Below are 13,039 nucleotides of genomic sequence, written 5' to 3'. Positions count from 1 at the left end.
GTTTTCATCACAGGGAGCATGAGACGCAGCCCTGAACCTCCGTGCCCTGAAGCGCCATCTGGCGCAGTCGAATGTAATAGAGCGTCTTGATGCCTTTTTTCCACGCGTAAATCTGCGCTTTGTTGATGTCACGGGTCGTGACGTCATCACGGAAGAACAGCGTCAGCGACAGCCCCTGATCGACGTGCTGAGTCGCTTCTGCATAGGTATCAATAATCGCTTCCGGCCCAATCTGATACGCATCCTGATAGAGATGGAGATTCTCATTGGTCATAAACGGCGCGGGATAGTAGACGCGGCCGGTTTTGCCCTCTTTGCGGATCTCGATAGGAGAGACAATCGGATGGATGCTGGAGGTGGCATGGTTGATATAGGAGATGGAGCCGGTTGGCGGGATCGCCTGCAGGTTCTGATTAAACAGCCCGTGCTGCATCACCGCGTCGCGCAGCGCCTGCCAGTCCGCCTGTGTCGGCAGCGTCAGTCCGGCGTCGGCAAACAGCGTCGCTACCCGTTCCGTGCGCGGCAGCCATGCGCGCTGCAGATATTTATCGAAGTAGACGCCGCTGACGTACTGCGAATCCGCAAAGCCGTCGAAGGTCTGCTGACGCTCCTGTGCCAGCTGATTAGAGGTGCACAGCGCATAATAGGTGATGCAGTAGAAGTAGAGATTAGTGAAATCCAGCGCTTCCGGTGAACCATAGGCGATGCCTTCCCGCGCCAGATAGCCGTGCAGGTTCATCTGACCCAGGCCAATGGCGTGCGAACGGCGATTGCCTTCGGCGACCGAGGGCACCGAACCAATTTCGCTCATCATCGACACCGAGGTCAGAGCGCGGATCGCCACCTCCACGGTGCGCGCCAGATCGCGTGAATCCATGGCATGCGCAATGTTCAGTGAGCCGAGATTACAGGAGATATCTTTACCGATCCGGCGATAGCTGAGATCGTCATTGTACTCGCTGGCGCTGTTCACCTGCAGGATCTCAGAGCAGAGGTTGCTCATGTTAATGCGACCGGCAATCGGGTTGCTGCGGTTCACGCTGTCCTCATACATGATGTAGGGATAGCCCGACTCAAACTGAATCTCGGCCAGCGTCTGGAAGAAGTCGCGTGGCTGAATATAGGTTTTACGGATGCGGTCGTCGGCCAGCATCTCGTCATATTTCTCGCTGATGCTGATATCGCCAAAGGCCTGGCCATAGATCCGTTCAACGTCGTAAGGTGAGAACAGCGCCATCGGTTTGTTCTCTTTTGCCAGCTGGAAGGTGATATCGGGGATCACCACGCCCAGCGACAGGGTTTTGATGCGGATCTTCTCATCGGCGTTTTCGCGCTTGGTATCAAGGAAGCGGAAAATATCGGGATGGTGCGCATTGAGCCACACCGCGCCAGCGCCCTGACGCGCGCCGAGCTGATTCGCATAAGAGAAGGCATCCTCCAGCATTTTCATCACCGGGATAACGCCCGACGACTGATTTTCAATACGTTTGATCGGCGCACCGGACTCACGCAGGTTCGACAGCAAAAAGGCGACGCCGCCGCCGCGCTTTGAGAGCTGCAGAGCCGAATTCACGGCGCGTCCAATCGACTCCATGTTGTCTTCGATGCGCAGCAGGAAGCAGGAGACCAGCTCACCGCGTTGCTGTTTGCCGCAGTTCAGGAAGGTTGGTGTAGCGGGCTGAAAACGGCCGCTGAGGATCTCCTCCAGCAGGGCCCGCGCAAGCTTTTCATCGCCCTGAGCCAGCGTCAGCGCCACCATGCAGGCGCGCTGTTCGAAAGTTTCCAGATAGCGTTTGCCGTCGAAGGTCTTCAGGGTGTAGCTGGTGTAGTACTTCCAGGCACCGAGAAAGGTTTTGAACTCAAATCCCCAATTTTCCGCCACCTCATGCAGCGCAAGCAGAAAGTTGAAATCGTACTGGTTCAGCACTTCGGCTTCATAATAGCTCTCTGCCACCAGATAGCGTAAACGCTCAGCGCAGCTGGCGAAGGGGACGGTATTGGGTTGCACATGCTGCAGATAAAACTGACGTGTCGCTTCGCGATCCTTGTCGAACTGGATGCGGCCCTCGGCGTCGTAGAGATTGAGCATGGCATTAAGGGCGTGATAATCGAGCGTCACGCCGTTGAGGGTATCTGTTGTTGCCAAAATTGGGTTACTCCCGCTTTAACTTTCGCGATATCGTCAGGCGTTCCCATCAGCTCGAAGCGGTAGAGGCAGGGAACCTGACATTTTTTTGCAATGATGCTGCCCGCCAGGCAGTAACCGGCACCGAAGTTACGGTTTCCCGCGGCGATCACGCCACGAATGCCGCGTCGGTTCGCCTCATCATTAAGAAACTGAATCACCTGACCGGGCACCGCACCGCGACTGCTGCCACCGCCATAGCTGGGCACGACCAGAATATAGGGCTGGTCGATATGCAGCAGCTCACGGGCATCAAGCGGGATGCGCCGGGCGGGCAGGCCGAGGCGCGTCACAAACCGGTGGGTGTTTTCCGACTGGCTGGAAAAATAGACCAGCGGGAACATGTGCTTATCCCCCGACAGCAGAAAGCGGGCGCAGCGTGGCGATTTTGTCCGGGCGGAAGCCGCTCCAGTGATCGTTATCTGCCATCACGACCGGTACCTGGCGGTAACCCAGTGATTTCAGGTTGTCGATCGCCTCGGGCTGGCTGTCGAGATTGATAAGCTGATAGGCCAGCCCCTGACGGTCCATCGCATTTTTGGTTGCCGTGCACTGGACACAGTTATCTTTAGTGTAAATAATAATGCGCATGATTCGTATTTCCCTCTGTATGCGGTTCTGATGTCAGGAAACAGAGCAGGAGGCGCAGGTTGCGGGCCTCATTCTGCCGGACATCTGGTGTCGTACTGATGAGGTAAATACTAGATGTAGTGTTTTTATGGGTCAAGCCCACCAGATATAGGGTTTTATGATTTGCATTTGCGCAACAGCGGCAAAGCCAGCAGGGATGCGCCCTGCAGCCTGGAAAATTATTTTGTAAATATCACTGGCCAGAAAAAAGGCATAAAAAAGCCCCGCACAGGGCAGGGCTCAGGAGATTTTCTGGAGCTTAGCTTAGCGGCGTGAAGCCAGCAGCACACCCACTACGATACCGAAAGCGGCACCGATACCAACACCGTGCCATGGCTTGTCATGGACATAAGTGTCAACCTGCGCACTGGCATCACGCGCAACCTGTGAAACACGGTTGCTGCCGCCGTTCAGTCTGGAGCGGGTCTGTTTCAGCAGCTTTTCTGCCTGACTGCGTGCAGAATCCACTTCGTCTTTGGCGTCACTGCCGTAAGATTTCAGCAATGCTTCCAGTGAATCGGCCAATTCGTTAACATCCTGATTAATATCAATGTCATCGTTTTTTACAGTGCGATTAAACATTTTTTAGCTCCCTTTGATTTAAAAACGTAATACTAGTGTAGACGACCTTGAGATAAACGAGACGCGGGAGTGTTCTTTAGGGAAAATTCCGAATGCCCACTCTGTCATGCTGTTGTAAGGTTGCGAAGCTTTTGAAAGAGGAGAGGATCGAGCATGTATTTACGACCAGATGAGGTAGCGCGCGTACTGGAAAAAGCGGGTTTCGAAGTCGATGAAATTACCCCACGGGCCTATGGCTATCGCCGTGGAGAGAACTATGTCTATGTGAATCGCGAAGCGCGCATGGGGCGCATGGCATTAGTGATTCACCCGACACTGAAAGAGAAGAGCCAGCCGTTCGCTGAACCAGCTTCAGAAATGAAGACCTGCGATCACTACACCCAATTCCCTCTCTACCTGGCGGGTGATTCACAGGAACACTACGGCATCCCGCACGGATTTAGTTCCCGCATGGCGCTGGAACGTTATATTCAAAGCGTTTTCGGCTAATGCATCAGGCCCCGCCGCGACGGGGCACTGAACCGCCTTTACCTCCTCCCTGTTTCCCTGCCGTTGCAATTACCGGCTGTGACGCGTATAAAATTGTCCCTTATAGATGTTTAGACGTCCATACGGATAAAAGTGATGAGCGAACAGCCAACTCCCTCGCAGGAACAATTTAAACGCACCATGAAAGTGCGCCATCTGGTGATGTTATCGCTGGGCGGCGTAATCGGCACCGGCCTGTTTTTTAATACCGGCTATATCATTTCCACCACCGGGGCGGCGGGGACGCTGCTCGCCTATCTGATTGGCGCGCTGGTGGTCTGGCTGGTGATGGTCTGTCTGGGCGAACTCTCCGTAGCGATGCCGGAAACCGGCGCGTTCCACGTCTATGCCGCACGCTATCTCAGCCCGGCAACCGGCTACACCGTGGCCTGGCTCTACTGGCTGACCTGGACCGTTGCCCTCGGCTCCAGCCTGACGGCAGCCGGCTTCTGTATGCAGTACTGGTTCCCGCAGATCCCGGTGTGGATCTGGTGCCTGGTCTTCTGCTGCGCCATCTATCTGCTGAACGTTATCTCCACCCGCTTCTTCGCCGAAGGGGAGTTCTGGTTCTCGCTGATTAAGGTCGTGACGATCGTCGCCTTTATCGTGCTCGGGGGCGCGGCGATGTTCGGATTTATCCCGATGAAGGATGGCACGCCCGCACCGGGCCTGAGTAACCTGACGGCGCACGGCTGGCTGCCCAACGGCGTACTGCCGATTCTGATGACCATGGTGGCAGTCAACTTCGCCTTTTCCGGCACCGAGCTGATCGGGATTGCGGCTGGTGAAACCCAGCAGCCGGAGAAAGTGCTGCCGCTGGCGATCCGCACCACCGTGGCCCGGCTGATTATCTTCTTCATCGGCACGGTTTTTGTGCTGGCGGCGCTGATTCCTATGGATCAGGCGGGTATTGTGAAAAGCCCGTTCGTGCTGGTCTTCGAAAAGATCGGCATCCCGTGGGCGGCTGATATTATTAACTTTGTGATCCTGACCGCTATCCTGTCTGCGGCCAACTCCGGACTCTATGCGTCCGGCCGTATGCTCTGGTCGCTGGCCAATGAAAATACGCTGCCGCGCGCCTTTGCCCGGGTGAATAAACGCGGCGTGCCGATGCTGGCGATCACCGTCAGCATGGTGGGGGGATTGCTGGCGCTGGTCTCCAGCGTTGTCGCGCCCGACACGGTGTTTGTGGCGCTGTCGGCCATCTCCGGCTTTGCTGTGGTGGCGGTCTGGCTCAGCATCTGCGCTTCACATTTTGTTTTCCGTCGTCGTCATCTTCAGCAGGGCAAATCGCTGGCCGATCTGGCCTACCGTGCGCCGCTCTATCCGTTGACGCCGGTACTGGGTTTCCTGCTCTGCCTGCTGGCCTGTGTCGGTCTGGCATTCGATCCGACTCAGCGTATCGCGCTGTGGTGTGGCATCCCGTTTGTGCTGTTCTGCTATGCCGCTTACCATCTGACCCACAAATCATCCCCGAAGCCTGAGGAGGCCAATGATGTCGTATAACCCTGTCGCGCAGGCTTTAACGGAGTCGCCACTGCTGATTCTGGATGGTGCCCTGGCCACCGAGCTGGAAGCCCGCGGTTGTCATCTGGCCGATGCATTATGGTCAGCTAAGGTGCTGATGGAAAATCCTGAGCTGATCTATCAGGTGCACTACGACTATTTTGTCGCCGGCGCGCGCTGTGCCATTACCGCCAGCTACCAGGCGACGCCGCAGGGCTTTGCCACACGTGGCCTTGATGAGGCGGAGTCGCTGGCGTTGATCGCGCAGAGTGTCGAACTGGCGCGACGCGCCCGTCACGATTATCTGGCGGTCCGGCCCGACGCGAAAACGCTGCTGGTAGCGGGATCGGTCGGTCCCTATGGTGCTTTTCTGGCGGATGGCTCGGAATATCGCGGTGACTATGCGTTGCCGGAAGCGGAGATGATGGCGTTTCACCGCCCACGCGTGCAGGCGCTGCTGGCGGCGGGTGCCGATCTGCTGGCCTGCGAAACCCTGCCTTCGTTTGCTGAAGCGCAGGCGCTGGTGAAGCTGCTGGCAGAATTTCCAGAAGGCCGCGCCTGGTTCTCGTTTACCCTGCGTGACGCCAGACACATCAGCGACGGCACGCCGCTCTCAGACGTCGTGAGCTGGCTGAATCAGCAGCCGCAGGTGGTGGCGCTGGGAATCAACTGCGTGGCACTTGAGAGCGTGACGCCTGCGCTGCAGCAGTTGCAGAAGCTGACCGACAAGCCGCTGGTGGTCTATCCCAACTCCGGCGAGCAGTATGATGCTGGCAGCAAAACCTGGCACTCAGCGCCGTCAGGCTGCACGCTGCATGACAAACTGGCTGAGTGGCAGCGGGCGGGCGCGAAGCTGATTGGCGGCTGCTGTCGCACCTCACCGAACGACATCGCGGCTATCGCCCGCGCTTGTCAACCGCAATAAGCTGGCTGAATCGGGCGATGATAGCCCGATTGAGGTGGAGAGGGCGGTCTACACTCTGATCACTGATCACTCTGTGGACCCCTTCATGAAACAGCGAATTCTGGCCCTGGCCGCCGCGCTGCTGCTTAGCGGCTGTGCCACCATTGTCGGCAATGAAACCCAACTGGTGCGCATCGACTCCTTGCCGCAGGGTGCGCGCTTCACCGTGCAGGATGAGCGTGGCTATGCGGTTGCACAGGGTTTCACGCCGCAGACCGTTGAACTGGAAAAATCTACCGGCCGCTACTTCGGCAAAAAGCACTACCTGCTGATGCTGGAAAGCCCGGGCTACGTGCCGGTCACGGTGCCTATCGAGGCACGCGCTAACCTGTGGTATCTGCTGGGCAATATCCCGCTGGGTGGATTCCCCGGCTGGCTGCTGGTCGATCCCTTCTATGGCGGCATGTACGACCTCAAGCCGGAACACCCGCGTCCCTTTATGAACCCGGTTGGCGCGCGCGGCTGATTACTGCGCGGTCGGCTTCACCATTCCGCCTGGCGTTTTATGGCGTTCCAGATACTGATGCTGGAAAATGCACATGCGGATGGTGTTGCGGTATTCCCCGTTGATGAAAAACTCATGTTTAAGCACGCCTTCGATCTCGAAGCCGAGCTTGGTGTAGATGTGGATCGCTTTTTCGTTCTCCTGATCGACAATCAGGTAGAGCTTGTAGAGATTCAGCACCGAGAAGCCGTAATCCATCGCCAGTTTTGCCGCCTGGGTTGCCAGTCCTTTGCCCTGATGCGCCGGATCGATAATGATCTGAAACTCGGCGCGGCGGTGCACATGGTTGATTTCCACCAGTTCCACTAATCCCGCTTTCTGCCCGCTGTGCTCCACCACAAAGCGACGTTCGGTCTGATCGTGAATGTGCTTGTTGTAGAGATCGGACAGCTCCACAAACGCCTCATACGGCTCCTCAAACCAGTAACGCATCACGCTGGCGTTGTTATCCAGCTGATGGACAAAGTGCAGATCTTCCCGCTCCAGCGGACGCAGTTTTACCGTCATCGTCAGACTCCTTTTTAAAAAATTGCCGCGAGTATACCGCATCAGCCAGCCGCTGCGTTTTGCGCTGTCGCATACGCGTGCCTGCTTCAGCCTGTAAAGGTTTACAGCGTCGCATGGCAATCTAATGACTCACAGGAAAAGAACAGAGCGCCGTTCTGGCGATGGAGAGGCTGAAGGTGGAAGAAGGGGATGTTACGGAAAGGCGTGGCGGATGCAGCAGCGCCGGACGGCAGGCGAACGCCGTCCGGCCTGATTTCAGGCAGAGATCTGTTCGATGATGCGACCCTGCGACATGTGCACGGCGCGATCGCACATGTGATCGATCACATCGGGATCGTGGCTCACCAGCACCATGGTCAGGCCATCCTGCTGTTTCAGATCGTTGAGCAGATTGAGGATCTCCGCCTGCACTGACATATCCAGCGCCGACGTCGGCTCATCCAGCAGCAGGATCTTCGGTTGCAGCAGCAGGGCGCGCACGATGGCAACACGCTGACGCTGACCGCCGGAGAGCTGATGCGGATAGCGATCCGCCAGAGCGGGATCGAGTCCGACATGACGGAAGCCCTGATCGATACGATCGTTGATATTGTCGCGTTTCAGCAGCTTCAGCGGCTCCGCCAGCGTGCGACGCAGCCGGTGACGCGGATGCAGCGAGGCATAGGGATCCTGAAACACCATCTGTACTTCCTGACGCAGCGCGCCGGTGAAGGCTTTACCCGGCTGAACCTCGTGACCGGCAAGCTGCATCTGACCCTGCCAGTGTGGGTTCAGACCCGCCAGCACCCACAGCAGCGACGACTTGCCGCAGCCTGACGGACCCACCAGACCAAAACACTCGCCAGCATTAACCTCCAGGTTAACCTCATGCACCACGGTGCGCAGCTCGTAACCCTGTTTGTGGGCAACGCTTAGATCCTGCAGCTTAATCATCATTCGCCTCCAGCGCAGCGCGATCCAGCACCGGTAATGTCTGTCCGTGGGTCGCTTTGCCCGGACGGCAGGCCCACAGCGTGCGGGTGTAGGGATGGGTAGCGTGCGGCAGATCGGCGGCGGGCAGCGTATCCAGCAACCGGCCTTTATACATCACCATCACCCGCTCGCAATGTTCTGAAACCTGCTGCAAGTCATGGCTGATCAGCAGCAGGCCCATGTTGCGCGCCTCCACCAGACCGCGGATCAGCGCCAGCACCTGATCGCGCATGGCATGATCCAGCGCGGAGGTCGGTTCATCGGCGATCAGGAAGTCCGGATCGGTAATCAGGGCGATCGCCAGCATCACGCGCTGGCCCATGCCGCCAGAGAGCTGATGCGGATACTGCTGCATCAGACGACGCGGATCGGGCAGGCCGACCGCATCCAGCATTTCACACACTTTCTCTTTACGCTCGGCACGGCTCAGGCGGCGATGCAGGATCAGCGGCTCTTCCACCTGCCAGCCAATGGTGCGCGTCGGATTCAGGGCATACTTCGGGTCCTGCATCACCATCGCCACGCGGTTACCGCGCAGCTGGTTCCAGTGACGCTCGCTCAGCGTCAGCGCATTTTCACCGGCCACCTGAAGCTGGCTGGCCTGCAGATGCAGCGCAGGTGACAGTAAGCCCATCAGGCTGCGGGCGGTCAGTGACTTGCCGGAACCGGACTCACCGACCAGCGCCACACGCTCGCGGCCTACGGAAAAACTGATGTTATCGACCAGCAGCGCATCGTCGCTGCGAATGGTCAGCCCCTCGGCATAGAGCAGATTATTTTGCATGACGGGTATCCAGTCGGTCGCGCAGGCCATCGCCTGTCAGGTTAAAGGCCAGGCTGGCAAACAGAATCGCCGCGCCCGGTGCAGCAGCAACCCACCACTGATCAAAAATGACTTTACTGCCTTCGGCCACCATCGAACCCCATTCCGCTGTCGGCGGCTGAACGCCCATACCGAGGAAACCGAGTCCGGCCGCGGCCAGGATAATCCCGCCCAGGCTAAGTGCGGCGCGGACAACCGCCGTCGGCATGCAGAGCGGCAGGATATGACCGAACATCAGGCGAAAGCCCGTAATCCCCTGCATCCGCGCGGCGGCAAGGTAGTCGCTGCGGCGCAGTGCCAGGGTTTCAGCGCGTGCCTGACGGGCAAACGGCGGCCAGCTGGTCAGTGCCAGTGCCAGCGCGCCGTTCATCAGGCCAGGGCCGAGAATCGCCACCAGCGCCAGCGCGATTACCAGGTTGGGCAGTGACAGAAAGATATCAGTAATGCGCATCAGCAGGCGTTCGGTCCAGCCACCCACGTAACCGGCGGTGATGCCGATCAGCAGTCCGGCCGGAATGGTCAGCACCAGAATCAGCGACACCAGCAGCAGGGTCGGACGCGCGCCGTAAATCACGCGCGACAGCAGATCGCGGCCAAAGCCGTCGGTACCGAACCAGTGCTGTGCCGACGGCGCCAGCAGACGGCTCGACATGGTCTGCACGTTCGGATCAAACGGCGCAATCAGCGGTGCCAGCAGTGCCATCAGGATAAGAATCGCCACCAGCGTCAGCCCAACGGTTAACGAGGTCACGCGTTGACGGCGACGGCGTGGTCGCAGCGTTTCGAGTTCAGAGAGTTGTTGCGTCATCGGGTTCTCGGATCGGTTAACCAGGTTAAAACATCCGCCAGGGTATTAATCAGGATAAAGCAGCTGCCGATTAACAGGGTTGAGCCCAGAATCGCCGGCACATCGCCGGAGAACAGCGCATTGGTCATATAGCGACCCACACCTGGCCAGGCGAAGACGGTTTCGGTCAGCACCGAGCCTTCCAGCAGCGTGGCGTAGGAGAGGGCGATCACCGTGACCAGCGTGCCCAGCACGTTGGGGAAGATATGGCGCAGCAGGATGCGCACCCGGCCCGCGCCTTTAGCACGCGCCAGCACCACATACTCTTTGCTGCTCTCTTCCAGCAGCGCAGCACGCAGCAGACGGGTAATGCCCGCCATCGCCAGCAGGCCGAGGATCACCACCGGCAGCCAGAGGTGCGCAATCGCATTGCGGAACATCTCCGGTTCACCCGACAGCCAGCTGTCGATCAGCACAAAGCCGGTCTTCGGCTCCAGGGTATAAACCCAGATATCATCCAGCCGTCCCGGTCCGGCGGACCAGTGCAGCACCGCATAGAAGAGCAGCAGGCCAAGCAGGCCGAGCCAGAACACCGGCACCGAGTAGCCCAGTAGCGAGACAAAGCGAGCGAGATTATCGATCCAGCTGCCCGGTTTCCAGGCAGCCAGCAGCGCCAGCGTCACACCGAACACCACCGCGAAGATCATCGCGCAGGTCGCCAGCTCGATGGTGGCGGGGAAAGTAGTCATCAGGTCACTGCTCACCGACTGATTGGTGAGACGGGAGACACCCAGATCGCCCTGCGCCAGATGTTCGACGTAGCGCCAGAACTGCATCAGCACCGGCTGGTCGAGACCCAGGTCATGACGCACCTGCTCATAGGTCGCTTCACTGGCGTGATCGCCGGCGATCTGCTGCACCGGATCGATCGGCGAGAGATGCGACAGCATAAAGGTGAAGGCAAGCAGGCCAAGCAGCGTGACCAGCAGCGACAGTACGCTACCGATCAGGCGCCCGCCACGCTGCCAAAAAAGCCGGGCGAACCCGGCTGAAGGAACAGACTGTGCCATTACTTAGTGACCTGCGAGTAATACACCATGTCAGGGTTAATGCCCTGCACATAGCCTTTCAGGTTGTCGCGCAGGGCGATCAGGTTCTTCGCCTGCATCCCAATCACATACGGTGAGTTTTTCATCACGTCACGCTGCATCGCTTCATACAATGCCACGCGTTTCTTCGGATCGCTCTCGGCGGTCGCCGCAATCACCTGCTTGTTCAGCTCAGGAATGTGCCAGTCTGAACGGAAGGCGATGGTTTTGCTGCCATCTTCCGGATTGTAAGCAAACGAGGCGGCATTGGTGTTGGGATCGAAATAGTCGGAGCCCCAGGCGTTCAGCGTCGCTTCATATTTATGCGCTTTCACGTTGGTCGACACTTCGGAGCTCAGACCCGGCACCACTTCCACTTTCACGCCCGCTTTGGCGAAGCTGCCCTGCAGCGCCTGTGCGATATCCAGATAAGGCGGCTGGTTGCTGGTGGAGAGCTTGAAGGTGACGTTGTTCAGGCCTGCTTTCTTCAGAATCGCTTTGGCTTTTTCCGGATCGTAGCTGTATGGCGTGTCGTTGATCGCGCCCAGGAAGCCCTTAGGCAGGAAGCTCTGATGCACGTCGAACTGGCCTTTCAGCAGCTCGTTAGCGATGCCTTTGTAATCCCACAGGTAGCGTGCCGCTTCCCAGAAGGCCGGGTTCTTCATCGTCTCGTTCGCGCCGATGTTGAACTGGATGTAGTAGAGCGACGCCATGGGAATCGCTTCCGTCTTCACGCCCGGTTTGCCGTTCAGCGCAGCAATCTGATCGGCACCCAGGTTACGGGCGATATCGGCATCACCCTGTTCCAGCAGCAGACGACGCGCAGCCGGCTCCGGCACGTTCTTAATCAGGATGTTCTTCATTTTTGGCGCGCCCGCTGGTGAGGTCGGGTTAGCACTGAGCAGTACCACCTGATGCATCACCACTTTGCGAATCTGATACGGGCCGCTGCCCGCCGAGTGGGTGGCCAGCCAGGCGTTACCGAAATCACCGTTCTTCTGGTTCGCCATCGCGGTTTTTTCATCAATGATGGAAGAAACCGGGGCAGAGAGCAGGCTCAGGACGTAGGTCGGGCTGACGTTGGCGGTCCAGCTGATCTGCACATGATTGTCGTCGACTTTCTTCAGGAAGCCATCGACGTTATCTTTGGTCCAGCCAAGCTGCGTCAGGATGAAAGAGGGATCGAGGTTCAGTTTGACCACGCGGCCCAGCGAGAAGATCACATCTTCCGGACGCAGCGGGTTGCCGGTAGAGAATTTTGCATCTTTGCGCAGTTCAAACGTCAGGCTGCGGTTGTCGCTGCCGGGCTGCCACGAGGTGGCCAGCGTGGGTTTCAGATCCACCGGATTCTGCGGGTCAGACTGTACCAGGCGCTGATAGATGTTCGTAAAAGCCTGAACGCTGGTCAGTTCAAACCCTTTGGCCGGGTCGAAGCTGTCGGCGTCGTCAGTGGATTGTGCAATCACCAGCGTATCTTTTGGTGTTGCGGCCTGGGCTGTGAAGGCGGCAGCCAGCGTCAGCGCCAGCAATGATGGAATTATAGTTTTCATGAAATTTCCTTGCCTCTGAAAAGTTACGCGAGTTTACGAAAGGGCCGATGCGAAGAATAGTCGAATATGGGCTAATCATATGCCAAAAGGTTATAAGCATTACCTGGAGGTTATAAGAAGATCGCCACGCTGTTACCGAAGCGGCAAGCTGAGCAGAAACAAATCCTCAACGAAACTGTTATTCAATACGTTATTGCTTTACCGAAGCCGGCCTCTCTTTATAATGGCGGCAGATAACTTCAGGAGAATTCAGTTGGACAGTCACCCGAGATTAACCTTTATTCTGGCAAGCTGAATTTCCTCTGCTGCTTGCCAACCGGCGAGCAGCGATCCCCGCTTTAATTAACGATCGCGCTCCTTATTTTTCATCCTGTCATCACCAGGAGTGCGCGTTATGCTGCTGTTTATATTC

14 protein-coding genes are annotated in these 13,039 nt (G+C 57.8%); 4 read left to right on the top strand and 10 right to left on the bottom strand.

The features are described 5' to 3' along the window. Positions 1-7: 7 nt before the first annotated feature. From nrdE to AC0T7J_RS07295, 4 genes are all read right to left on the bottom strand, one after another. Positions 8-2,146 carry a class 1b ribonucleoside-diphosphate reductase subunit alpha gene (gene nrdE / locus AC0T7J_RS07310; RefSeq protein ID WP_473793118.1) on the bottom strand — a complete coding sequence of 713 codons (2,139 nt, stop codon included), beginning with the start codon at positions 2,144-2,146 and terminating at the stop codon, positions 8-10. Then, positions 2,116-2,529, bottom strand: coding sequence for a class Ib ribonucleoside-diphosphate reductase assembly flavoprotein NrdI (gene nrdI / locus AC0T7J_RS07305; RefSeq protein WP_473793115.1), 414 nt, complete (start codon positions 2,527-2,529; stop codon positions 2,116-2,118). The genes nrdE and nrdI overlap by 31 nt, the downstream gene beginning before the upstream one ends. Positions 2,530-2,533: 4 nt before the next feature. Next, entirely contained in the window at positions 2,534-2,776 is a 243-nt protein-coding gene (gene nrdH, locus AC0T7J_RS07300) for a glutaredoxin-like protein NrdH (protein ID WP_086906287.1), read from the bottom strand. 303 nt (positions 2,777-3,079) lie between these two features. Next, the gene (locus AC0T7J_RS07295; protein WP_010257764.1) at positions 3,080-3,397 is read right to left on the bottom strand and encodes a DUF883 family protein; all 318 of its coding nucleotides are present in this window, start codon (positions 3,395-3,397) and stop codon (positions 3,080-3,082) included. A 153-nt stretch (positions 3,398-3,550) separates the two neighbouring features. On the opposite strand from AC0T7J_RS07295, the gene AC0T7J_RS07290 reads away from it, so the two are divergent. The 4 genes from AC0T7J_RS07290 to AC0T7J_RS07275 all read left to right on the top strand — a co-directional run bounded on the left by AC0T7J_RS07290 (position 3,551) and on the right by AC0T7J_RS07275 (position 6,861). Further along, positions 3,551-3,886: a DUF2002 family protein gene (locus tag AC0T7J_RS07290; protein WP_003850360.1), complete on the top strand. Its 336-nt coding sequence runs from the start codon at positions 3,551-3,553 to the stop codon at positions 3,884-3,886. Positions 3,887-4,021: 135 nt separating this feature from the next. Beyond that, positions 4,022-5,431: an S-methylmethionine permease gene (gene mmuP / locus AC0T7J_RS07285; RefSeq protein WP_033758676.1), complete on the top strand. Its 1,410-nt coding sequence runs from the start codon at positions 4,022-4,024 to the stop codon at positions 5,429-5,431. Next, positions 5,421-6,356, top strand: coding sequence for a homocysteine S-methyltransferase (gene mmuM, locus AC0T7J_RS07280; RefSeq protein WP_473793205.1), 936 nt, complete (start codon positions 5,421-5,423; stop codon positions 6,354-6,356). The genes mmuP and mmuM overlap by 11 nt, the downstream gene beginning before the upstream one ends. A gap of 85 nt (positions 6,357-6,441) precedes the next feature. Further along, positions 6,442-6,861 carry a hypothetical protein gene (locus AC0T7J_RS07275; protein WP_010257757.1) on the top strand — a complete coding sequence of 140 codons (420 nt, stop codon included), beginning with the start codon at positions 6,442-6,444 and terminating at the stop codon, positions 6,859-6,861. On the opposite strand, the gene speG is transcribed toward AC0T7J_RS07275, so the two are convergent. From speG to AC0T7J_RS07245, 6 genes are all read right to left on the bottom strand, one after another. Continuing rightward, a complete protein-coding gene (gene speG, locus AC0T7J_RS07270; RefSeq protein ID WP_003850356.1) occupies positions 6,862-7,407 on the bottom strand; it encodes a spermidine N1-acetyltransferase in 546 nt (181 codons plus the stop codon). A gap of 255 nt (positions 7,408-7,662) precedes the next feature. Next, complete coding sequence (locus AC0T7J_RS07265; RefSeq protein WP_010257754.1) at positions 7,663-8,340, bottom strand: ABC transporter ATP-binding protein; 678 nt, start codon at positions 8,338-8,340, stop codon at positions 7,663-7,665. After that, a complete protein-coding gene (locus AC0T7J_RS07260; RefSeq protein ID WP_473793111.1) occupies positions 8,333-9,163 on the bottom strand; it encodes an ABC transporter ATP-binding protein in 831 nt (276 codons plus the stop codon). Before AC0T7J_RS07260 ends, AC0T7J_RS07265 begins: the two co-directional genes overlap by 8 nt. Beyond that, positions 9,153-10,010 carry an ABC transporter permease gene (locus AC0T7J_RS07255; RefSeq protein WP_010257750.1) on the bottom strand — a complete coding sequence of 286 codons (858 nt, stop codon included), beginning with the start codon at positions 10,008-10,010 and terminating at the stop codon, positions 9,153-9,155. Before AC0T7J_RS07255 ends, AC0T7J_RS07260 begins: the two co-directional genes overlap by 11 nt. Continuing rightward, positions 10,007-11,059: an ABC transporter permease gene (locus AC0T7J_RS07250; protein WP_473793109.1), complete on the bottom strand. Its 1,053-nt coding sequence runs from the start codon at positions 11,057-11,059 to the stop codon at positions 10,007-10,009. Before AC0T7J_RS07250 ends, AC0T7J_RS07255 begins: the two co-directional genes overlap by 4 nt. Next, positions 11,059-12,627 (bottom strand): ABC transporter substrate-binding protein, encoded by a 1,569-nt coding sequence (locus AC0T7J_RS07245; RefSeq protein ID WP_473793107.1) that lies wholly within the window; start codon positions 12,625-12,627, stop codon positions 11,059-11,061. Before AC0T7J_RS07245 ends, AC0T7J_RS07250 begins: the two co-directional genes overlap by 1 nt. Between the last annotated feature and the right edge of the window lie 412 nt (positions 12,628-13,039).

It is taken from the genome of Pantoea sp. E956-1, from assembly GCF_982223955.1.
The sequence above is the reverse complement of the archived record's forward strand: the minus strand, read 5'-3'. Positions and strand labels throughout refer to the sequence as shown.

Coding starts and splice junctions, on each gene's coding strand:
- nrdI (WP_473793115.1), bottom strand. CDS start 2,529: ATGTTCCCGCTGGTCTATTTTTCCAGCCAGTCGGAAAACACCCACCGG.
- nrdH (WP_086906287.1), bottom strand. CDS start 2,776: ATGCGCATTATTATTTACACTAAAGATAACTGTGTCCAGTGCACGGCA.
- AC0T7J_RS07295 (WP_010257764.1), bottom strand. CDS start 3,397: ATGTTTAATCGCACTGTAAAAAACGATGACATTGATATTAATCAGGAT.
- AC0T7J_RS07290 (WP_003850360.1), top strand. CDS start 3,551: ATGTATTTACGACCAGATGAGGTAGCGCGCGTACTGGAAAAAGCGGGT.
- mmuP (WP_033758676.1), top strand. CDS start 4,022: ATGAGCGAACAGCCAACTCCCTCGCAGGAACAATTTAAACGCACCATG.
- mmuM (WP_473793205.1), top strand. CDS start 5,421: ATGTCGTATAACCCTGTCGCGCAGGCTTTAACGGAGTCGCCACTGCTG.
- AC0T7J_RS07275 (WP_010257757.1), top strand. CDS start 6,442: ATGAAACAGCGAATTCTGGCCCTGGCCGCCGCGCTGCTGCTTAGCGGC.
- speG (WP_003850356.1), bottom strand. CDS start 7,407: ATGACGGTAAAACTGCGTCCGCTGGAGCGGGAAGATCTGCACTTTGTC.
- AC0T7J_RS07265 (WP_010257754.1), bottom strand. CDS start 8,340: ATGATTAAGCTGCAGGATCTAAGCGTTGCCCACAAACAGGGTTACGAG.
- AC0T7J_RS07260 (WP_473793111.1), bottom strand. CDS start 9,163: ATGCAAAATAATCTGCTCTATGCCGAGGGGCTGACCATTCGCAGCGAC.
- AC0T7J_RS07255 (WP_010257750.1), bottom strand. CDS start 10,010: ATGACGCAACAACTCTCTGAACTCGAAACGCTGCGACCACGCCGTCGC.
- AC0T7J_RS07250 (WP_473793109.1), bottom strand. CDS start 11,059: ATGGCACAGTCTGTTCCTTCAGCCGGGTTCGCCCGGCTTTTTTGGCAG.
- AC0T7J_RS07245 (WP_473793107.1), bottom strand. CDS start 12,627: ATGAAAACTATAATTCCATCATTGCTGGCGCTGACGCTGGCTGCCGCC.